Origin of the sequence: Vibrio sp. AH4 (assembly GCF_030710545.1) — a bacterium.
Lineage (GTDB): Bacteria > Pseudomonadota > Gammaproteobacteria > Enterobacterales > Vibrionaceae > Vibrio > Vibrio metoecus.
The window spans coordinates 1,028,618-1,049,319 of the sequence record NZ_JALAIV010000003.1; the positions used below are offsets into that span (position 1 = coordinate 1,028,618).

General features: G+C 47.1%; 19 protein-coding genes. 11 read left to right on the forward strand and 8 right to left on the reverse strand.

The window, feature by feature from the left end; all coding sequences use genetic code 11:
* Window positions 1–45: 45 nt before the first annotated feature.
* A complete protein-coding gene (locus tag MKA69_RS17920) occupies window positions 46–1,863 on the reverse strand; it encodes a hybrid-cluster NAD(P)-dependent oxidoreductase (RefSeq protein ID WP_305848609.1) in 1,818 nt (605 codons plus the stop codon).
* 366 nt (window positions 1,864–2,229) lie between these two features.
* Between MKA69_RS17920 and pyrC the strand changes: the two genes are divergently transcribed.
* A complete protein-coding gene (gene pyrC / locus MKA69_RS17925) occupies window positions 2,230–3,258 on the forward strand; it encodes a dihydroorotase (protein ID WP_305848610.1) in 1,029 nt (342 codons plus the stop codon).
* Between the two features lie 49 nt (window positions 3,259–3,307).
* Here pyrC and rlmC read toward each other — a convergent pair whose 3' ends face one another.
* From rlmC to MKA69_RS17940, 3 genes are all read right to left on the reverse strand, one after another.
* Window positions 3,308–4,441, reverse strand: a complete 1,134-nt coding sequence (rlmC, locus tag MKA69_RS17930) for a 23S rRNA (uracil(747)-C(5))-methyltransferase RlmC (protein WP_305848611.1) — start codon at window positions 4,439–4,441, stop codon at window positions 3,308–3,310.
* A 164-nt stretch (window positions 4,442–4,605) separates the two neighbouring features.
* Window positions 4,606–5,541, reverse strand: a complete 936-nt coding sequence (locus MKA69_RS17935) for a DUF808 domain-containing protein (protein WP_305848612.1) — start codon at window positions 5,539–5,541, stop codon at window positions 4,606–4,608.
* Between the two features lie 113 nt (window positions 5,542–5,654).
* The gene (locus MKA69_RS17940) at window positions 5,655–7,037 is read right to left on the reverse strand and encodes an HD-GYP domain-containing protein (RefSeq protein WP_305848613.1); all 1,383 of its coding nucleotides are present in this window, start codon (window positions 7,035–7,037) and stop codon (window positions 5,655–5,657) included.
* A gap of 336 nt (window positions 7,038–7,373) precedes the next feature.
* On the opposite strand from MKA69_RS17940, the gene MKA69_RS17945 reads away from it, so the two are divergent.
* A complete protein-coding gene (locus MKA69_RS17945) occupies window positions 7,374–7,586 on the forward strand; it encodes a cold-shock protein (protein ID WP_000066499.1) in 213 nt (70 codons plus the stop codon).
* A gap of 562 nt (window positions 7,587–8,148) precedes the next feature.
* Complete coding sequence (locus MKA69_RS17950; protein WP_305848614.1) at window positions 8,149–9,078, forward strand: M14 family metallocarboxypeptidase; 930 nt, start codon at window positions 8,149–8,151, stop codon at window positions 9,076–9,078.
* Here the strand turns inward: MKA69_RS17950 and MKA69_RS17955 are convergent.
* Window positions 9,067–9,858: a helix-turn-helix domain-containing protein gene (locus tag MKA69_RS17955; RefSeq protein ID WP_000747483.1), complete on the reverse strand. Its 792-nt coding sequence runs from the start codon at window positions 9,856–9,858 to the stop codon at window positions 9,067–9,069. The two genes, MKA69_RS17950 and MKA69_RS17955, sit on opposite strands and share 12 nt — an antisense overlap.
* 99 nt (window positions 9,859–9,957) lie before the next feature.
* Between MKA69_RS17955 and MKA69_RS17960 the strand changes: the two genes are divergently transcribed.
* The 5 genes from MKA69_RS17960 (at window position 9,958) to MKA69_RS17980 (ending at window position 13,855) form a co-directional block, all read left to right on the forward strand.
* A complete protein-coding gene (locus MKA69_RS17960) occupies window positions 9,958–10,857 on the forward strand; it encodes a DMT family transporter (protein WP_305848615.1) in 900 nt (299 codons plus the stop codon).
* 155 nt (window positions 10,858–11,012) lie between these two features.
* Entirely contained in the window at window positions 11,013–11,939 is a 927-nt protein-coding gene (locus MKA69_RS17965; protein WP_000571605.1) for a GGDEF domain-containing protein, read from the forward strand.
* Between the two features lie 144 nt (window positions 11,940–12,083).
* Window positions 12,084–12,845, forward strand: a complete 762-nt coding sequence (locus tag MKA69_RS17970; protein WP_000648854.1) for a DeoR/GlpR family transcriptional regulator — start codon at window positions 12,084–12,086, stop codon at window positions 12,843–12,845.
* 159 nt (window positions 12,846–13,004) lie between these two features.
* Window positions 13,005–13,493: an acyl-CoA thioesterase gene (locus tag MKA69_RS17975; RefSeq protein ID WP_000094381.1), complete on the forward strand. Its 489-nt coding sequence runs from the start codon at window positions 13,005–13,007 to the stop codon at window positions 13,491–13,493.
* Window positions 13,494–13,603: 110 nt separating this feature from the next.
* Window positions 13,604–13,855 carry a hypothetical protein gene (locus MKA69_RS17980; protein ID WP_055030144.1) on the forward strand — a complete coding sequence of 84 codons (252 nt, stop codon included), beginning with the start codon at window positions 13,604–13,606 and terminating at the stop codon, window positions 13,853–13,855.
* 322 nt (window positions 13,856–14,177) lie between these two features.
* Here MKA69_RS17980 and malG read toward each other — a convergent pair whose 3' ends face one another.
* The 3 genes from malG to malE all read right to left on the reverse strand — a co-directional run bounded on the left by malG (window position 14,178) and on the right by malE (window position 17,910).
* Window positions 14,178–15,068: a maltose ABC transporter permease MalG gene (gene malG / locus MKA69_RS17985; RefSeq protein WP_055030143.1), complete on the reverse strand. Its 891-nt coding sequence runs from the start codon at window positions 15,066–15,068 to the stop codon at window positions 14,178–14,180.
* Between the two features lie 11 nt (window positions 15,069–15,079).
* On the reverse strand, window positions 15,080–16,654 hold the full coding sequence (gene malF, locus MKA69_RS17990) for a maltose ABC transporter permease MalF (protein ID WP_305848616.1): 1,575 nt from the start codon (window positions 16,652–16,654) through the stop codon (window positions 15,080–15,082).
* A 74-nt stretch (window positions 16,655–16,728) separates the two neighbouring features.
* Complete coding sequence (gene malE / locus MKA69_RS17995; RefSeq protein ID WP_055032812.1) at window positions 16,729–17,910, reverse strand: maltose/maltodextrin ABC transporter substrate-binding protein MalE; 1,182 nt, start codon at window positions 17,908–17,910, stop codon at window positions 16,729–16,731.
* Window positions 17,911–18,582: 672 nt separating this feature from the next.
* Between malE and malK the strand changes: the two genes are divergently transcribed.
* The 3 genes from malK (at window position 18,583) to MKA69_RS18010 (ending at window position 20,661) form a co-directional block, all read left to right on the forward strand.
* Window positions 18,583–19,704, forward strand: coding sequence for a maltose/maltodextrin ABC transporter ATP-binding protein MalK (malK, locus tag MKA69_RS18000; protein WP_055030140.1), 1,122 nt, complete (start codon window positions 18,583–18,585; stop codon window positions 19,702–19,704).
* Between the two features lie 188 nt (window positions 19,705–19,892).
* Window positions 19,893–20,414: a spermidine N1-acetyltransferase gene (speG, locus tag MKA69_RS18005; RefSeq protein ID WP_001088093.1), complete on the forward strand. Its 522-nt coding sequence runs from the start codon at window positions 19,893–19,895 to the stop codon at window positions 20,412–20,414.
* A gap of 4 nt (window positions 20,415–20,418) precedes the next feature.
* Window positions 20,419–20,661 (forward strand): Rho-binding antiterminator, encoded by a 243-nt coding sequence (locus MKA69_RS18010; protein WP_305848617.1) that lies wholly within the window; start codon window positions 20,419–20,421, stop codon window positions 20,659–20,661.
* Window positions 20,662–20,702 lie beyond the last annotated feature (41 nt).

Below are 20,702 nucleotides of genomic sequence, written 5' to 3' on the forward strand. Positions count from 1 at the left end.
AAACCTCCCAACGGGAGGTTTTTTTATGTGGTCGAACAAGAGCGGTTAAAACTCGACATCTACATCGGTATCTGGCATCGCGCAGCACGCTAAGGCCATTCCCATTGCGCGTTCATGATCCGCTAAAGCAGGGACGTTCGGCTGCTGAACAAGACCAGATTTCACGGTCACTTTACACGCACCACAAATGCCCGCACGGCAGCTATTGGGTATTTTCACACCCGCATCTTCAGCATGCTCAAGCAAGGTTTTCTGATTATCCGCAGAGACTTGAATGCCATTGAAACTGAGTGTTACATCTTTCTTTTCTCGCGGTGCAACTTGTACCGCACCAAAGGCCTCTTGATGATAAGCCGATTCCGCTACCCCTTGTTTAAGCAGCAAATTCTTGGCTTTCTGCATAAAACCATCTGGGCCACACACAAATACTTGGCGAGCGGGAAGATCAGGAATGCGCTTAATGTGCGACAAAGCTAAACGGCCATGCTCACCTTGCCACTGCGGCGACGGTTGGGTTAACGCATAGATGAGCGTCAGCCCAGCATGTTGTTTTGCCAATGCATCCAGTTCCGCTCGACAAGGAATGTCTTGCTCACTGCGGCATTGATGATAAAACACCACATCATCCACTTGCTTATGGTCAGCCAGATAACGCAGCATAGACAACATGGGCGTAACACCACTGCCCGCCGAAAGCAGCAGTAGTGGTTGTGGAGCTGTAGTATCCAGATGGAAATGACCCGCCGGATGCTGCGCGGTCAAGGTCGTACCAATCTGCAAATGATCTTGTAACCAGTTAGAGACTCGACCACCGTCAATGCGTTTTACCGAAATCGCCAAACGTCCCGGACGCGATGGGCTAGAGGAAAGCGTGTAGTAGCGCTGCACAGGCTCACCCTCAATCACCATTTCAATCGGCAGATGTTGCCCCGGCAAATACTGGGTAGCGATGCCTTGGGTAGGTTCTAGCCAGAAGGTCACAAAATCACGAGCGATCTCTTCGCGCTCAACACACGTCAGTGTGAAGTGGCTGACCCCTTGGTCTGCATAAACCTCTTTCTCTTTGTATTCCAACACTTCAATCGGATCGCCCGCTCGAATCATTCCTTCATTCTTGGCAACCAAGTTTTGCCCGAAAAACACACCACCGCGCTCATTAGCACGAAATTGTGAGAGAGTACGCAGCGGCTCTTTGGTTGGTCTAAATGCTCCTTTCTTCACTTCAACCGTGGTTAAAATGCAGCGTTCGCAAGGTTTGACGGCTTCAAACTCCACTTCGCCGATCCTGATACGCTTCCAACTGTCTTCAGCAAAGTGCTCTGTCCCAGAAACGACCAAATTGGTACGAAATTGATCCATCGAATGAAACTCAGGGCTGCGACGATTCAGCTCATCAAGTGAAGCTTGGCTGATCACCAACAACGGATAGCCATCGGCAAAGCTGACATTGTGACCCACTTTTTCACGTACACGATTGGATTGCTCGCCGCTGTATAAGAGCTCAACACGAATCCCCAATACCGTACTAAACCAATCGTCTGCTTCATCGGTGGTGGTGTACGCGGTGAAATTATCCGCCCAAACTTGCGCGGGTACCGGTTGCAACTTGAAATCTGCATAACGGATGGTAAGCGAGGGATGACCTTGTGCAGAAAACAGCACACCATCATGACGCAGCGCGGTTTTGATCAGCACCATTTGCGGAAATTTACGCGCCGTCACCATGCTTCCGTCAGACAGTGCCAGCATAAAACGGCGATCAAAGGTTAAGCCTTGCTTTTCTACCCAAGCGGACGATAGCGCCAGCCCGCCTAACGATTTGACCGGAAAGACATTGATTTGAGATAAGAGTCCAGACGACATGGTGCTTCCTTTGGTTGTTGTCATACCCAAATTTCTTGGATTTGCCGCTAAGCGGCCACAGAGCGCATCCCCGTGAGCATAGACAAACGCTATGATTGGGATGGAAGAATCTAGCCAAAACTGTTGCAGCTTCGAGTACGACGGAGTTATTTGCGCAACATCATAGAACAAATTGTCACTTCAGACTAACACGTTGTTACAAATCAGGGTTCTGGCTTCTATTCAGATACCAAGGGCAAAACAGACCAAGACAAATAACACGTGAAATGGATTACACTTTCCACTATCATCCTGTCGCCTAAGCGGAAGCGTTTGCGCGACGCTTTAGGCTCCAATCATTTCATGCATTCATGGTGGGAGCACTCAATGACAACACTGACGATTACACGCCCAGACGACTGGCACGTTCACCTTCGCGATGGCGATGTACTGGCCGATACTGTACGCGACATCAGCCGTTATAACGGCCGCGCACTGATCATGCCGAATACTGTTCCCCCTGTAACCACCAGCGAGATGGCCTTAGCCTATCGTGAGCGTATTATGGCCGCTCAGCCACAAGCGCACTTTGAACCTTTGATGGCGCTTTACCTCACCGATAACACTTCACCTGAGGAAATTCGCAAAGCCAAAGCGTCAGGTAAAGTCGTTGCAGCTAAGCTTTACCCAGCCGGTGCGACCACCAACTCGGATTCAGGCGTAACTTCAGCCAAAAACATTTACCCTGTTCTGCAAGCGATGCAGGAAGTCGGCATGTTGCTTCTGGTACACGGTGAAGTGACCACTCATGAGATCGATATTTTTGACCGCGAAAAAGTGTTTCTCGACACTGTATTAGCGCCGATCGTGGCCGATTTCCCGCAGCTCAAGATCGTGCTGGAACACATCACCACCGCTGAGGCAGTGACCTTTGTTCAGCAAGCTGGTGCTAACGTTGCCGCCACCATTACTGCTCACCATTTGCTGTTTAACCGCAACCACATGCTGGTTGGTGGCATTCGCCCACATTTCTACTGCTTACCGATTCTAAAACGTGCCACCCACCAACACGCGTTAGTGGCAGCGGCAACCTCTGGTAGCAAGAAATTCTTCCTCGGCACGGACTCTGCCCCGCACGCCAAAGGCCGCAAAGAAGCCGCTTGTGGCTGCGCAGGCTCTTACACCGCCCATGCGGCTCTTGAGTTGTATGCCGAAGTGTTTGAAAAAGAAGGTAAGCTAGAAAATCTGGAAGCGTTCGCTAGCTTTAATGGCCCTGATTTCTACGGCCTACCTCGCAATCAAGAGACCGTCACGCTCACCAAGCAAGCCTGGCCAGTCGCGGAAAGCATGCCGTTTGGCAGCGATATCGTGGTGCCAATCCGCGCCGGTGAAAACATCGAATGGACAGTGAAGTAAATTCAGTTCAGATGCACAAAAGGAGAGGTTCGCTTCTCCTTTTCCATTTCTAGTGCTCTTTTCTGACCAACAGGGTCAGCACTTCGGCATGATCCGTATGCGGGAACATATCAAACCACTGCACGCGAATCATTTGGTAACTGGCGAGCTCAGCGATATCTTTGACCATGGTATGCGGGTTACAACTGGAATAAAGAATGTGTTTTGGCGCGAGTGCTTCCAACTGCGTGGTCAGTTCACTGCCCAAACCACGACGTGGAGGATTGACCAACACTAACTCTGGCGCACTCATCTGGCTTTGCGAAAACTTGGCAGAATCGAGCGCCGCAAAACTAAGATTATCAATCCCCATCATTTGCGCCGAACGTTGCGCACTGGCAATCGCTTCTGGTTCAATTTCAATGCCCGTCACAGCGGTGTCTGGCGCGGCGCAATGCAGCGCAAAGCCACCAACACCACAAAACAGATCCCACATTTGCGTTGGCGCAATCTCACGCACCCAAGCACGCGCGGTCGCGTATAGCTGCTCAGCCACTTTGGGGTTGGTTTGGAAAAAGCTTTTCGGGCGGATCACCATAGGCACATCGTTGAACTGTTCAAGCAGGCTTTGCGTTTCGGTGAGGAAAATTTCCTCTTCGCCTTCTAGACGCGCCATATGCACCGGCTGGATATTAACGGAAACCACTTCGATCGTCGGGAAAGCCGCGATCAATGTCGGCAAATTGCGTTCAATTCGCTCAAGTACCGCATGGCTGCGCGCTACAAAACGCAACATATATTGACCGCTGTTTTCACTGCGGGTGAGCAAAATAAACTTCAGTTCACCTTTTTTCTTCAGCTTGTTATACGGCGGAATACCCGCGATGCGGATCCAGTTTTCCAGATAAGCGAGCAGCTCTTGCATCGGCTGCGGATAAAGCGGGCAAGTCACTAGTGACAAAGGCTGACCTTGCGCATCTTCAATGCCTAAAATCGGCGCGTGAGCCGCACCGAGCACCACCATTTTGGCTTTATTGCGAAACGCGGTATCAGCACTGGTGACAGGGGGTAACCACTGCACATCCGTGGCTGGCACAATCAACTCACGCAACTGCTGATCTTTATTCTCAACTTGCTGTGAATACGGCTGCGCACACTGGTGGCAAGAGGTACACCGTTTTTGAATAAAGAACTCACACTGCATAATATCGACCGCCGAAAAACAAAAGCCGCTAGTTTATTTGCCTTCCCGAAAATAACAACGAGAATTTTACGGATACCCTACTTCATGTTGTAGCCAACACCGCTGTCGCTGCCAATAAACCGGAGATTCTCCAAACGACTTGGAGCGACAGCTAGGCGGGAGAATTAACCGCGAAGTTTGTGCCACACTTCCATCACCGCCACTGACAGGCAGCCAGCTACCACGCCAATCACACCATTCATCAGGGTTGGCATCAGCGCCCCCACCGCTGGCCATGCATGGACAGCATTAAGCATCGGTTCAAGAGAATGATGCACCGTAGGCACGTTATGTACCACAATCCCGCCACCGACTAAAAACATCGCCGCAGTTCCAACGACCGTCAGCCCTTTCATCAATTGGGGCGCAAAACGCACTAGCACACCTCCCAAACTGGCTTTGAGTCCTTGGCCTTTGGATTGGCGTTGTAGGTAAAAACCCAAATCATCCAACTTGACGATACCCGCCACTAAACCATACACACCGATCGTCATGATGACGGCTATCAAGCTAACCACCAGAATTTGCGTGAGCATGGATTGCCCCTGCACGGTACCGAGAGCGATCACAATGATTTCTGCCGACAGAATAAAATCGGTGCGGATCGCACCACCAATTTTACGCTTTTCGTACTCAGCCACACTTTCTGTCGCCAAGCTTTCGGTTTCTAAACCCTCAGTCATCATAGCGGCAGCGCGTTGTTCGGCATCCTGCTTGGGTACTGGATGCAGCCATTTTTCGAGGATCTTCTCTGCGCCTTCAAAGCAGAGAAATAAACCACCGAGTAGCAGCAAAGGCATGATCAACCAAGGAGCGATGGAGCTGATGATGAGTGCTGCCGGAACCAAAATCAGCTTATTGCGAAACGAACCTTTGGCGACCGCCCACACCACCGGAATTTCGCGTTCTGCTGCCACGCCAGAGACTTGCTGCGCATTGAGCGCTAAGTCATCCCCCAGCACACCCGCCGTCTTTTTTGCGGCCATTTTCGACATCACAGCCACATCATCCAGTACCGTCGCAATATCATCGAGTAGGGTCAATAAGCTTGCGCCTGCCATACATCTTCTCTCTTATTCATGGTTGAAATCGTGACAAAATGTAACATTAACGAACGGCTGAAGGAAATTCAGCAATGAGAATATGACCCACGCCAAACGAGATCTAAGCCTTGTTAGGTCTTATCTGAAGAGTGTGGTAGTTGAGTATATTCATCGGGCAACAGATTTAATGCCTTTTTCAAAGCGGCAAAACATTCTGGATCAATCGCGGTATGGAGGTTTTCCTCCATAATGGCGAGTGCTTTATCAATAGGCATAGCCGCGCGATAGGGACGCTCAGCACTGAGGGCATCGAAAATATCGGCTGTTGTGATTATGCGAGTCATCAAACTGATTTCATCGCCGTTAACACCCCGAGGGTAACCCGTACCATCCAATTTTTCATGATGTGCGCCCGCCATCCGCGCGAGGGTTTTGAAAGGTGACAGCTTTTGCAAAATCTGCTCGGTGAATGCCGCATGAGCTTGCACAGCTTGCCATTCCACATCATTTAACTTACCTGGTTTATCTAAAATCGCGTTACTTACCCCTAACTTACCAATGTCGTGCAACAGTGCTGCGCGTCGTAACCAAGCTCTATCAGTATCAGAGATGGTCAGTTGCCGTGCGATTAAATCTGTGTACACCGCGACTCTCTCGCTGTGCCCAGCGGTATATGGACTTTTCGCATCGACGATTTTCCCAAATGCCGTCACTATGCATTCCAAATACTCATCATCCAGAGGTAAATGCGCTTGAGCCGGAGGCAGGTTCATCACCCGTAAGCTGATGTCTGGAGACTGAAGACCCGCCACAAAGCGTGGGTTATCCACCAACTGCTCGATAATCTCGACCAAGTGCGGGTCAAACCACACTTCGCTGCGTGCGGCGATCTCTTGCACCGCTTCCTCCAAATCATGTTCAACTTGAAAGACATCAAACACTTGTGCCAATAACGCAATACGCGAAAAAAGTGAAATAGATTCCCCTTTCAACTGCTCTGGTCGCCCTTGACCATTCCAGTGTTCATCCAATGAATGTATGCCCTGAGCCACCGCCTCGCTAAATCTCAGCTCTCGTGCCACATCCGCACCACGAGTACAACGGGTTTGAATGAGCTCTTGCGCATAATCATTGCCATTTTTCAAAATATCTATTGTGGTTAAAATACGTTCCGTCCAACTTTGCTCTGAGCCGGTGTTTTTCACAATAAAGTTGATCACACTGGAAAGGCTGGTCCCTACCGTTTTATAACGCCGTTTAAACGTCAGATCATCGGTGGCATACAGCTCACAAATCCGCGCGGCATTACTGCTACAACCGGCATCTTTCAGCAATAGAGTGAAAAATAGGTCATGAAGGTCAGATTCTGTGAGTTCTAATTGCATCCCGACATGCATACCAATCCAACAACACCGAATACAGTGTTCTGGTGGCTGTCCTTCTGTCATATCGAGAGCCGTAGTCAGCGAAATCATTAATTCAGAGAGGGGAAATGTATTCTTTGCAACACTCATTAGGTTCGTTCATTCAACATTTTCCATGTTGGGAGTGTAGACAAAACAACCTTGTTCTGCCACGTGCTTCATGGTGATTTACACTGTTCAATCTCGCTAAAAAATAAAATATTTGACGAGTTCATAAAATAATCCTAGTCATCTTGTTTTTTCCATGTATACTCATCTACAGCTCAAACAAATGAGCTATTAATGAAATTTAGTTCAAGTTTTACCTCAGTCTTTTTTCGATACCCTTCGTTCAACCTCTGTGATAGCTTCTCCTTTATAATCCATATAATAGCTTCTGTTTTAAGCCCTAATAAATCATTGTAAATATTATCTCTAGAGGTCTCTATGTCTAATAAAATGACTGGTTCTGTAAAATGGTTCAACGAAACTAAAGGTTTTGGTTTTCTTACTCAAGATAACGGTGGCAACGATGTGTTTGTTCACTTTAATTCTATCCAGTCAGAAGGTTTTAAAACTTTGACTGAAGGTCAACGTGTTAGTTTCACGGTTGAACAAGGTAAGAAAGGCCCACAAGCGTCTAACGTAGTTACGCTGTAAGCCTACTTCTGCGTGGTGCCCATGTGTGCCACGCTTTAACCACTCAGCAATACCTGACTACTTTTCCCCATTACTTCTTTTTAATTCATCACAACGAGTAAAATATGTCTCGAAGAACTTCCCGCCAGCGACACTGGTATCAACTATTACGAGAGAAATCTCATCAACAAGAAACTTTAACTCATGATAAAAATCGAATTCCATCTTCTGCAAAATAATCTCCGCTGGTCAGCTCATATTCATCAATTAAATAGTGACATTTTACAGCGTCATATTTTGCCAAGAATTAACTCCAATCATTATCCAATTTACTTTAATTTCTGTGAAATAAATCAGACAGGAAAAATACTCTCTGACATGGGAGCTGAAATCGGTGAATTTAGTATTCATTAATTAATTTTGTAAGTACCAAACAAAAAAATAATTCACTATTTCTGTTTGCTTATATTCATTCTGTTACTTTTCCTCATTTCATTGGCTATTCTGCAGCTTTAAAATTTTGTTGCTCAGGCGTTATCAAAGCCTTACTCTTTTGCAACTCGATCAAAGACTGAGAACTAGAATGTCATCTGTTTACCCTATCGGTGTGCCGGGGCAACCTTGGCAAGCCACAGAACGCCAAGCATGGCTCGCACAACGCCATATCCAACGCGAATACCAACAAGAAGTCGTGCCAAAAATTTTGGCACTGCAAGATCGCTTTGAGATCAGCACTTACGGTGCCCTTTCTTTCGATCCCGCTCGCTACCCGTTGTATGTGGTAAAAAGTCGCAACTGGGATGCCACCAAACCAACAGTCTTGATCACAGGCGGTGTACATGGTTACGAAACCAGTGGGGTGCACGGTGCGCTGCAATTTTTAGCGACAGCCGCAGAGCCTTATTTAGCTCACTTCAATCTGCTTGCAGCCCCTTGCGTGAGCCCTTGGGGTTACGAAACCATTAATCGCTGGAATCCAGATGCCATCGACCCTAACCGTTCTTTTATACAAAACAGTCCGGCACAAGAGGCCGCCTTATTGATGGCGATGGTTGCGGAGCACGAGCCTATTTTGCTGCATATAGATCTGCACGAAACGACCGATACAGATGAATCTGAGTTTCGTCCCGCCCTAGCGGCACGCGATGGTAAAAACTACCTTGCAGGAACCATTCCGGATGGTTTTTACACAGTCGGAGATACTGAAAACCCTCAGCTTGACTTTCAGCATGCAGTGATTAATTCGGTACGCCGCGTGACGCATATCGCCCCTGCAGATGACAAAAACGAGATCATTGGCTCACCCGTGGTCGCAGATGGCGTCATCCTCTATCCAATGAGAGAACTGGGCTTGTGTGGCGGCATGACTGATTGTGCTTACGGCACCACTACCGAGGTCTACCCAGATAGCCCCAAAGTGAGCGCACAAAACTGCAATGATGCACAGGTCGCGGCCATTGTTGGCGCGCTCGACTATGTGCTCGTCAATGAGCAGACGGTGCTAGGCGAGTAATCGGCTTTTATATTGCTCCGGGGTCAGCCCGGAGTATTTTTTAAACATGGTAATAAATGGACTGGCTTGGTTATAGCCGAGTGTTAGTGCCACCTCTTTTACGGCATGGCCTTGGCGTAACAATTCCATCGAATAAAGATAACGCACCCGAAGCCGCCATTCAGTAAAGCTCATACCCAATTCTGCCTGACAATGGCGCGCTAGCGTTCGCTCCGTGGTATGAACCTTCTCTGCCCACTGCTGCAATGTCGTGTTATCGGTTGGATTTTCTTCCACTGAAGCCAAAATCGGCGCTAAATGTTTGTGATTCGTCGAAGGAAGAAAGTGGTGCTGAGTTTCGCGAGTCGCCAGTTGATCGAGCAACACTTGCACTAATCGCTTATCTTCACAGCTGTGCGCAACATTGATGTTGCGTTCTCTAAAATCATCAATAATTGCCGAAACAATCGACGTTACCTTAATTAAACTGGTTTTAGCAGGAAACGCCGAGGTCAAATTAGAGGCAATATTCAGCGAGCAATATTCGATGGGTTTACGATTGTAGCTTCGATGACGGATCCCCGCTGGAACCCAAATGGCTAGGTGAGGAGGCGCCAGAAAGCGCGTATCCTCCGCTTCCATTTCCAAAATCCCTCCCGATATCAGCTGCACTTGTCCCCAAGCATGGCTGTGCTCGCGAGTTTCCGTATTGGATAAAAAGGCTTCAAAATTCATAAACACCTCGGAAGGTGGGTGTTCAATGGATAATGAAGGATGGAGGTGACGAGTGCGTTTTTTCAATCTTGTCTTCCTATCGCTCGCAATGTCTTTTTAGAGATAGTTGTAATTATAAAGACCTGCCACACTATATCCAGAGAAACAAATTGCGACGAGGCTCACATGATTTATCTTTTGCCATTTTTAACAGTGCTGATTTGGGGTGGCAACTCCATTGTTAACAAACTTGCCGCAGCCACCATTGAGCCAAGCGCGATGAGTTTTTATCGCTGGTTATTAGCCATGGTGATTCTCACCCCTTTCTGCTTACCTAGCGCCATTCGCCAGTGGGCAGTGGTTAAGCACAACTTAAGCAAACTGGCATTTTTGGCTTTACTCGGAATGGTACTTAACCAGTCTCTCGGTTATTACGCGGGGCTGACCACGACTGCCACCAATATGTCACTGATCACCTCTTTTGTTCCCTTGATGAGTGTTTTCATTAGTTTACCGCTACTCAACAAACCTATTTCGGCACTCAGTATTGTCGGTGGTGTACTTTCATTGTGTGGCCTTGCTTACATGCTAGGAGAAGGCAACCCACTGTTTTTCTTACATCAAAGTGTTACCGAAGGTGATGCTTTGATGGTAATGGCGGCATTAGTCTATGCCTTGTACTGCGTGCTCCTCAAACGCTGGGAAATGCCCTTTAGCAACTGGACTTTAATTTATTTACAAGGTGTTTGTGCCGTATTGATGCTCACACCACTCTGGTTAACCAGTGATCATCTACTCCCAACCGAGGGTTCACTCTCTTTAATTGCCTACGCAGGAATCGCAGCTTCACTACTGGCACCTTGGATGTGGGTTAAAGCGATTAACGCGATTGGTGCGGACTCCACTGCCATGTTTATGAATCTGTTACCTGTGTTTTCAGTTTCATTGGCCGCCACTCTATTGGGCGAGAAAGTACAACCTTATCATCTGGTTGGCGGGTTATTGGTGATCAGTGGTGTGGCACTTTCACAACTCAAAATTCAGCGCCGTAATGATGACGGCGTCGAAAAAGTGACACAAGTATAAAAGCGAGCATTTTCACGCGCAAAACAGCGCTCAACACGCTATCTTTAAAGAATAAGAAACACGTCGCAAGACGTTATAAAAGTAAAGATTGGCTAGGTTCCCCGATCCTTAACCTCTAATGACTTGAGTGAGGTTGGGAATGCAGAGGTGAGCCTATGATTGAACTTAATAGTATTGAAGAGCTTTTTGATAACCAGCAGTTCACCTTGCACGAGATTGTGCTCAATGAGCTGGGCGTATATGTTTTTGTCAAAAATCGTCGCGGAGAATATCTCTACGCAAATCCTCTCACTTTAGAGTTGTTCAATACCGACGAATCCTCTTTGATTGGCAAAACTGACCATGATTTTTTCTTTGATGACCAACTCAGCGATATCTTAGCCGCCGATCAGCATGTCTTTGAAACGCGCTCATCCGTCATTCATGAAGAACGTGCCACGGCTAAGTCAAATGGGCTAGTACGGGTCTACCGAGCAGTAAAACACCCCATTTTGCACCGCCTGACCGGTGAAGTTATCGGGTTAATCGGTGTCTCGACCGATATCACTGACATTGTAGAGCTGCGTGAACAGCTCTACCAACTCGCCAATACCGACTCTTTAACTCAGTTGTGCAATCGGCGTAAATTATGGGCGGATTTTCGTTCAGCCTTCACTCGCGCAAAAAACTCAAAACAGCCCTTAAGCTGCATCTCTATCGATATTGATAACTTCAAACTGATCAATGACCAATTTGGTCACGATAAAGGTGATGAGGTGTTGTGTTTCCTCGCTAGACTCTTCCATCACGTGATATCAGAGCACCATTTCTGTGGCCGCGTGGGCGGCGAGGAATTCATCATAGTGCTAGAGAATACCGATGTAGAAACGGCTTTCGCATTAGCAGAGCAGATCCGCCAACGTTTCGCTGAGCAACCTTTCTTCGATCAACAAGAGCATATCTATCTGTGCGCGGGCGTTTCTAGCTTACATCACGAAGATCATGATATTGCGGATATTTATCGACGTTCAGACCAAGCACTCTATAAAGCAAAACGCAGTGGGCGCAACCGCTGCTGTATCTATCGTCAATCCACAAACTAACTCACACACCTAGGAGGCATTTCTTTTCGTTTTTGTGAAAAAAGATTAAAAACGAAAAGAAAACGTAAGAAAACGCAAACCAAGATTTGAAATCAGGCAATCACTCCGTACACTGAGGACAGTTCAAATCATAAGGATATCCCGGTGAAAGCAGTTAAGCGCCATCAAGAAATCATTGAATTAGTTCAAGCCCAAGGGTTTGTCAGTACAGAAGAGCTGGTGGATCGATTTGATGTCAGCCCACAAACCATACGCCGCGATCTCAACGAACTTGCCGATGCCAATAAATTGCGCCGCAACCACGGTGGTGCAACGATTGCCACCAGTTCTGAAAACTCCTCATACCATACTCGTCAAGTTTCTTATCAAGATGAAAAAGAAAAAGTCGCTGCCGCTTTAGTGGAACATATTCCTGATGGTGCAACACTGTTTATTGATATCGGCACAACACCAGAAGCGATAGCACGCGCATTGATGGTCAATCACCACCAGCTGCGGGTGGTCACCAACAACTTAAACGTTGCGACCATGCTAATGAGTAAGCCTGATTTCAGTATTATTCTTGCGGGCGGAGAAGTGCGTAACAAAGATGGTGGAGTTACCGGTGAAGCTACTCTGGATTTTATCTCACAGTTTCGTTTGGATTTCGGCATTTTAGGCATTAGTGGCATTGATTACGACGGTTCACTTCTGGATTTCGACTACCATGAAGTGCGAGTAAAACGTGCGATTATCGAAAATAGCCGTAGTGTGTTTCTTGCTGTTGACCACAGTAAATTTGGTCGTAACGCGATGGTGAAACTCGGTACACTCGCCGATGTCGACTTAATCATTACCGACCAAACACCACCAAAAGAGATCGAATCATTCGCGAAAGAGCATGAAGTCACCATTCAAGTGGTGTAACTCGATAGAAGGTTGATCATCGAGACGAAGGAAAGGCGCGAAAGCGCCTTTTTTCATACACAAAATGCACAAATTATTGCCTGTGTGTAAAAGATTTGTTGATATTGGCTCTACACTTATTTGAGCAAAAGGCTCAAAACGAAAATGAAGGATAAGCCGATGAGCAGTGGCAAACGAGAGATCACATTACGTTTTCTGGCAGAACCAGGGGATGTCAATTTTGGGGGCAAAGTGCACGGTGGTGCGGTAATGAAATGGATTGACCTTGCTGCCTATGCTTGTGCCGCAGCTTGGAGTGGTAAATACTGCATTACAGCTTATGCGGGCGGTATACGCTTTGTAGCCCCCATTCATGTCGGCAACCTAGTCGAAGTGAATGCCAAGGTGATCTATACCGGAAAAACCTCCATGCACATCGCAATTGACGTACAGGCTAGCGATCCCAAATTCCTGAAAAACCATCTCACCACTCATTGCATCGTGATCATGGTAGCAGTGGATGAAGCTGGAAAACCTTCACTCGTGCCTGAATGGGTTCCGCAAACCAAAGAAGATCAGGAATTACGTGCTTCCGCGATCCGATTAATGAACATGCGCACTGAGATCGGTGAAGAAATGGAAGCGCACGTCAAATATCTGAAAAATTAAAGGTATATCCTGCGCTTTGGCCTCTTGGTAGGAGCGCTTGTCATCGAACTGTCATCAAGCTTTGTTTAAATCCATGCCCATCTTTGGCTCATGGATTTAACGCTTTTGTTATGGCGATTACCCTAGATAAAATCACCCTCACCGAAACGACCCTCACCAATCCCAAAGCGGTCGAATATCAATGGGTAAGAACGCTGTATGTTCAAGGCTATCAACCAGAAGCGATTAATCACTACATTCAAGCTTGCTTTGGGGGAGATGCCACTTTCGCCGATCTTTTCCGACGAGTGGCTATGCATGAAGAGAGTTTGTATCTGCTGTTACAATACTTAAATTGTGCGCCTTCCAGCCGTGAGTTCTAATTTTTTTGCACCGGTTGATGTCATTACAACTCAATATCCGATCTGACTCGCATCCTCTATTTGTTTCACTGTTGAGAAACAGGGTTGTGCTTATACTGGCAACCGTTTCGCAAAACTGGTTATCCTAATCCTTAGTCATAAAAAAACCCGAGCTAAGCTCAGGTTTTGGTTACAAAAACTGTTAGTCGTGAACTAGTAAGGAATAGAGCTAACAGCCAGCTATGCGTAACGCCAGAATTGAAGCTTCTTAACTTGTCGGCGGCCAAACCAATTAATGTTAAGAAGAGACAAAATGGGCGACTTTACGTCGCCCTTATCGTTATTATCCTTTCACACCGCCAGCGGTAAGTCCTCCGACAAGCCAACGCTGCGCAAGTAAAAATACGATCGTGATTGGAAGTGCTGAGAGCACCGCAGCGGCGGCAAAATCCCCCCACAGATAGTTCTGAGGATAAAGATACTGCTGCATACCAACCGCAAGCGTGTATGAGTTTACATCAGAAAGCAGCAAAGACGCCACCGGAACTTCACCCACCACACCAATAAATGACAGAATGAATACCACCGCAAGGATAGGCACAGATAACGGAAGCAGCACCAATCTGAACGCTTGCCATGGTGTAGCGCCATCCAACGCTGCGGCTTCTTCTAATGAACGGTCGATAGTTTCAAAGTAACCTTTAATAGTCCAAACGTGCAGCGCAATCCCGCCGAGGTAAGAGAAAATCAAACCGCCGTGCGTGTTTAAGCCCAAGAAGGGAATGTACTGACCAAGCTTATCAAACAAGGCATACAACGCGACCAAGGCCAGAACTGCAGGGAACATTTGGAAAATCATCATCGCTTTTAAGATGGTTTCTTTGCCTTTAAAACGCATACGTGCAAAGGCGTAAGCCGAAGTAGTAGAAAGCGCCACAATCAATACCGATGTAATGCCCGCCACTTTTACCGAGTTCCACAGCCATGTCATGACAGGAAAAGGGGGCGGTGTCACTGTGCCATCAGCATTTTGTACTGCAATACCCAATGCTAGCTTCCAGTGCTCTAATGAAGGACGATCCGGAATCAAGCTGCCAGTTGCGAAGTTACCTTCGCGAAACGAGATCGCGACAATCATCAGTAGTGGGAAAATAATTAACGCTAGGAACACCCAGAGTGTCGCGTGGGTTGCCCACACGCGATACTTGAGAGATTTGCCTTGTACCATCGCCATATGAATGCTCCTTATTGTTGGCTCAGCTTAGTAAAACGCAGGTTGAGCAGCGCTAACGCGCCCACTAGCAAGAAGATCAGCGTCGCAATCGCACTCGCCAAACCAAAGTCTTGACCGCCACCACCTTCAAACGCGATGCGGTAGGTATAACTCACCAGAAGATCGGTATAACCCGCAGGCTCAGAAGTACCGATGCGGTTTGGCCCACCTTGAGTTAAAAGCTGAATCATCACAAAGTTGTTGAAGTTAAAAGCAAAGCTGGCAATCAATAACGGAGTCAGCGGTTTGATCATCATCGGCAAGGTGATTTTGGTGAAGTTGTTAATAAAATTCGCACCATCAATCGCCGACGCTTCGTACAAATCATCAGGAATCGCTTTCAGTAAGCCCATACACAAGATCATCATGTAAGGGAAGCCAAGCCAAGTGTTCACAATTAACACCATAGTTTTGGCCATTAACGGATCTGAGAACCAAGCAGGGCTTAAGCCAAACAAGCCATTGAGCACCATATTAATCTCACCGAAGCTCTGGTTGAACAGGCCACGGAAAATCAAGATCGAAATGAAAGCAGGCACCGCGTAAGGCAAGATCAGCAGCACACGATAAATCGCACGCCCTTTCAATGCTTCCCATTGCACCACGCTGGCTAATACAAGACCGATCATCAGGGTGAAAATCACCGTCAGTACCGAGAAAATCACCGTCCAGATGAAGATGTTGATAAACGGCTCTTTAATGCCATCATCTTTCCATACTCGTTCAAAGTTGTGTGTGCCAATTGACACCACAAATCCAGGTGAAACTCGCTCACCGACAAATTCGCCGCTCTCATTGATGGGTTGATAAAAACCAATCTCCATATTGGGGCGCAACGTCTGACCGGATTGGTTGTTGGTGAGTGTTTCACCATCATCCTGCAAGGTATAGAGGGGTTTCACCGCAGCAAATTTACGTAGGCCACTCATGCGAATGTCTTCACCATCAGGGAAATGCAGATCGATGCCGCTCAGTTGCGTGCGATACCCAACGATGGTCTTAATCGGCTCGATGTCCCCCTCAATGCCACCAATCGCTTCAAGGTTAAGATCCGCCGGAATATTGCTGCTGAGAGAGAAAGGAGGAGTAGCTAAACGCTCTTCACCATTTTCAATCACCAAACGGTAGCCTTGCTCGGTGTTATAAAGTTGGAAAGCATAACTCTCACCACTTTGGAAGGTTTGATCCATCAACACCGATTGTGTGCGCTCAAGAGTAAGCTGGTTTTTCGCGCTGTAGTTTGTGAAAGCTAGGCCAACGGTGTAGGCCAGTGGGAACAGAATAAACAGAATCATCCCCGCAATACCGGGATAAATATAACGGTGCGCGTATGTTTTACGACTTCCGAAGATATACAGCGCTAATGTGGTAAGGATCAGCGTCAGCAATGCAAACGCTACCTCCCCACGAGAATACATAAGAATGGTTGCGTAGCCATTCACGATACCTACCGCGCCAAGTACTGCCCATTTTAAAAACGCACGTTTGTCGGCTGGACGTACCGCAGTTGGATCGGACATAGCCTGTGTACCTTGAACTGACTGCATAAAGAACCTGCTAGCGTGTTGTTACCAAGAAATGCGGAGGGGGAAAATCTCCCCCTCCAAGGTGTGACGATGGGTTATTTCGTCATCTGTTTTTCAGCGTCTGCCAGTGCAGCATCGACGGTTTGACGGCCATCAACAATGTTAACAATCGTATTTTTCGCAGCACCCCAGAATGCGCTCATTTGGGGGATGTTGGGCATGATTTCGCCATTCATCGCGTTATCCATGGTGGCCGCGATGCGTGCATCTGCATCCAATTCACGTTGGAAAGAGTTCAACGCGACCGCACCTAATGGCTTGTCGTTGTTTACCATACGCAGACCATCGTTAGTCAGCAGATAGTTTTCGATGAATTCCACCGCCAGATCTTTATTTGGAGAAGCCGTACTAATACCCGCGGTCAGAACGCCAACGAAAGGTTTTGACGCTTGGCCGTTAAATTTAGGCAAAGTGGTCACACCGTAGTTGATGCCCGATTTCTCGATGTTGCCCCAAGACCACGGACCGTTGATGGTCATCGCGGTATTACCTTGGTTAAAGGCAGCTTCAGATACTGAGTAGTCCATATCTGGGGAGATCACGCCTTTATCCACTAGGCCTTTCACGAAGTTCATCGCTTCTTTTACGCCTTTGTTGTTGATGCCAGCATCTTTCACATCATAGCCATCAACGCCGTATTTGAACGCGTAACCGCCATCAGCCGCCATCAAAGGCCATGTGAAATAAGGTTCTTTCAGGTTCCACATGATGGCTGATTTGCCTTGTTTTTTCAGTTTGGCATCCAGCTCAGCCACTTCTTCCCAATTTTTTGGTGGGTTTGGTACTAAATCTTTGTTGTAAATCAGCGATAGGGATTCCACTGCAATTGGGTAACCAATGATCTTGCCATTGTATTTCACTGCATCCCATGCGAAATCGACAATGCCTTCTTTAACCTTTGCAGAAGGTTTGACCTCAACCAGTAGACCCGCATCTGCGTAACCACCAAAACGGTCGTGAGCCCAGAACACAATATCAGGACCATCACCGGTTGCAGCAGTTTGTGGGAATTTATCTTGCAATCCATCAGGGTGAGCGACGGTCACTTTTACCCCCGTGTCGGCTTCGAACTTTTTACCGACTTCCGCCAGACCGTTATAGCCTTTATCACCATTGATCCAAATAGTGAGTTGTCCTTCTTCAATAGCAGCATGGGCACCAAACGAACCAAGAGCCACCAGAGTGCTCAGCGCGACTGTGCTTAGGGCATTTTTCATGTTCATATCCTTTTATTTTTGTGTTGTAGGGCTCACCAAGAGGTTTTGCCGTATTTCGCCATTTATCATCAGTAAAAATCGCAATTTACTCATCCTCCTGCCCCCTACGCCCTCGATATTATGGCGTATTTTCGTGATCTCTATCGGCTGACGTGAGCGAGCTAAATCACAAAAAACAGGTTTGATGTGATCCTACTCAACTTATCAGCCCTCAATAATTTGAACTGGATCTAACTACGCCTTAATGCCCCTCCTCCACCTCCTCCTCACCTACTCCCCCTACAAAAAAACAGATGAGGAGGATGTATCATTTGCTCCTTTCACAGAAACTAGCCTCATCCCATAGAGGATGGTAAGAGCCTTTCCAGTTCACGGTTTGTGGCTGGTTCCACCGCCAAGTGGGTTGTCGATATAAAGTCATGTTTGTGGTGAAAGCATTACGGGAGAGACATGATTTTGTGTAGGGGGAAACAACTTACTTTTCGCGGCAGTTGGGTGAATGGCTTCATAGCCGGAGCGTTCACCCTTTCTTTTCTTACCCAATAAGGCGGCGCTGCCCATGAAACCACATGATGTGGTTCACCTTATCCAATTCCTACTGTTATTGCGTGCACAATAATTCATATAATGAGCCGCGATAATGATTAAAAATCTTGATCGAGGACGAGCTAGATGGCGAGTGTCACGTTAAAAAATGTATGTAAAGCTTATGGTGATGTGCTGATTTCCAAGAACGTCGACCTAGAGATTCAAGAAGGCGAATTCGTGGTATTCGTAGGTCCTTCTGGTTGTGGCAAATCGACTCTGCTGCGCTGTATCGCAGGTTTGGAAGACATTACGTCTGGCGATCTGTACATCGGTGAGCAACGCATGAATGATGTGGAACCTTCCAAACGCGGAGTGGGCATGGTTTTCCAATCCTACGCGCTTTACCCACATCTCAATTTGTACGACAACATGTCGTTTGGCCTTAAGCTCTCCAAAGCCGATAAAAGCGAAGTTAAAAAACGCGTTGACCATGCAGCAGAAATTCTGCAACTGAGCCACCTGCTCGATCGTCAACCGAAAGCACTTTCCGGCGGTCAACGCCAGCGTGTTGCCATTGGCCGAACTCTGGTTTCGCAGCCCAACGTATTCCTGCTGGATGAGCCGCTATCCAACCTTGATGCCGCTTTGCGCGTGCAAATGCGCTCAGAAATTACCAAACTACAACGTAAATTGGGCTGCACCATGATTTACGTTACCCATGACCAAGTAGAAGCCATGACCATGGCGGACAAAATTGTGGTGTTGGATGCAGGATTCGTGTCTCAAGTCGGCAAACCACTTGAACTGTACCATTACCCACAAAACCGCTTTGTAGCCGGATTTATTGGCTCACCTAAGATGAACTTTATGAGCGTGTTCATTGAAGCGGTTGAAAAAGATCGCGTGCAAGTTCAGCTTTCCAATGGCACCACATTCTGGATCCCAGTTGACGGTACCACAGTAACACGCGGAGAACGTATGTCGCTCGGTGTTCGTCCTGAACATTTGGTTGAAGCAGAGCATGGCGATGCCAAAATTGAAGGCAAAGTGATGATCGTTGAGAAGCTGGGGAACGAAACCCAAGTGTATATGAACCTGAAAGGCTCGGATTCTGACGTCATCTACCGCCAACCCGATACGCTCGATGTCGAAACCGGCGACACGCTCACTATTGGAATTCCCGCACATCGCTGTCATCTATTCCACAGTGATGGCCGTGCTTGCCGCCGTCTACATAAAGAAAAAGGCGTTGAACTTCCCGCATAACCATTCCACCTTTGCTTGCCATGCCCTCTCACGTTGAGAGGGCTTTTTCATTCTGCCTACCTCAAGTTTGCCAAGCTCGCTCAACCCTCTAATTTTGCAATAAATTGATGTTTTACCTCTTGTGAATACACCCTCTCTTCCTCTATGGTCTAAAAGTCGAGAGACTCAAACATCAGTTAGGTAATTACATGAACAGTCAGTTAACGCTCAGAGCATTAGAACGTGGCGACTTACGCTTCATCCATAATCTGAATAACAATCGCAACATCATGTCGTATTGGTTTGAAGAGCCCTACGAGTCCTTTGATGAGCTTGAAGAGCTCTACAACAAACACATTCACGACAACGCTGAACGGCGCTTTGTGGTCGAAGATGACAACAAAAACTTGATAGGCTTAGTCGAGCTGATTGAAATCAACTACATCCACCGCAGTGCTGAATTTCAAATCATCATTGCCCCCGAGCATCAAGGTAAAGGTTTTGCGCGTACATTGATTCATCGTGCGTTGGATTACTCATTCACCATTCTCAACCTACACAAGATCTATTTGCATGTTGCAGTCGAGAACCCTAAAGCCGTTCATCTGTATGAAGCATGTGGATTTGTGGAAGAAGGCCACTTAGTCGAAGAATTTTTCATCAATGGTCGTTACCAAGATGTTAAACGCATGTATATACTGCAAAGTAAGTACTTAAATAAAAGCGAGTAAACACATGGTTAGCTGCAGTCAATACGATTACATTGAACTGGCCTGTTTGTTCCATTTGCCAGTCAAACTAACAATGAAAAGTGGTGAGGTGTATTACGGTGTAGCCTCTGACACACAACGCAATAGCCAAAAGCAGGAATGCATTGAGCTACGAGGAGAAGAAGAGACTTGGTTGCTCGAAACAGGGCAGTTAAGCTCAATGGAAGCCTTAAGTGAACAGCCCCATTTTTCAGTGATTCGCTTTTGAGTAAGCAAACTTAACGCAAGGCAACACACTAAATTTGTTGC

Coding starts and splice junctions, on each gene's coding strand:
- MKA69_RS17920 (WP_305848609.1), bottom strand. CDS start 1,863: ATGTCGTCTGGACTCTTATCTCAAATCAATGTCTTTCCGGTCAAATCG.
- pyrC (WP_305848610.1), top strand. CDS start 2,230: ATGACAACACTGACGATTACACGCCCAGACGACTGGCACGTTCACCTT.
- rlmC (WP_305848611.1), bottom strand. CDS start 4,441: ATGCAGTGTGAGTTCTTTATTCAAAAACGGTGTACCTCTTGCCACCAG.
- MKA69_RS17935 (WP_305848612.1), bottom strand. CDS start 5,541: ATGGCAGGCGCAAGCTTATTGACCCTACTCGATGATATTGCGACGGTA.
- MKA69_RS17940 (WP_305848613.1), bottom strand. CDS start 7,037: ATGAGTGTTGCAAAGAATACATTTCCCCTCTCTGAATTAATGATTTCG.
- MKA69_RS17945 (WP_000066499.1), top strand. CDS start 7,374: ATGTCTAATAAAATGACTGGTTCTGTAAAATGGTTCAACGAAACTAAA.
- MKA69_RS17950 (WP_305848614.1), top strand. CDS start 8,149: ATGTCATCTGTTTACCCTATCGGTGTGCCGGGGCAACCTTGGCAAGCC.
- MKA69_RS17960 (WP_305848615.1), top strand. CDS start 9,958: ATGATTTATCTTTTGCCATTTTTAACAGTGCTGATTTGGGGTGGCAAC.
- MKA69_RS17965 (WP_000571605.1), top strand. CDS start 11,013: ATGATTGAACTTAATAGTATTGAAGAGCTTTTTGATAACCAGCAGTTC.
- MKA69_RS17975 (WP_000094381.1), top strand. CDS start 13,005: ATGAGCAGTGGCAAACGAGAGATCACATTACGTTTTCTGGCAGAACCA.
- MKA69_RS17980 (WP_055030144.1), top strand. CDS start 13,604: ATGGCGATTACCCTAGATAAAATCACCCTCACCGAAACGACCCTCACC.
- malG (WP_055030143.1), bottom strand. CDS start 15,068: ATGGCGATGGTACAAGGCAAATCTCTCAAGTATCGCGTGTGGGCAACC.
- malF (WP_305848616.1), bottom strand. CDS start 16,654: ATGCAGTCAGTTCAAGGTACACAGGCTATGTCCGATCCAACTGCGGTA.
- malE (WP_055032812.1), bottom strand. CDS start 17,910: ATGAAAAATGCCCTAAGCACAGTCGCGCTGAGCACTCTGGTGGCTCTT.
- malK (WP_055030140.1), top strand. CDS start 18,583: ATGGCGAGTGTCACGTTAAAAAATGTATGTAAAGCTTATGGTGATGTG.
- speG (WP_001088093.1), top strand. CDS start 19,893: ATGAACAGTCAGTTAACGCTCAGAGCATTAGAACGTGGCGACTTACGC.
- MKA69_RS18010 (WP_305848617.1), top strand. CDS start 20,419: ATGGTTAGCTGCAGTCAATACGATTACATTGAACTGGCCTGTTTGTTC.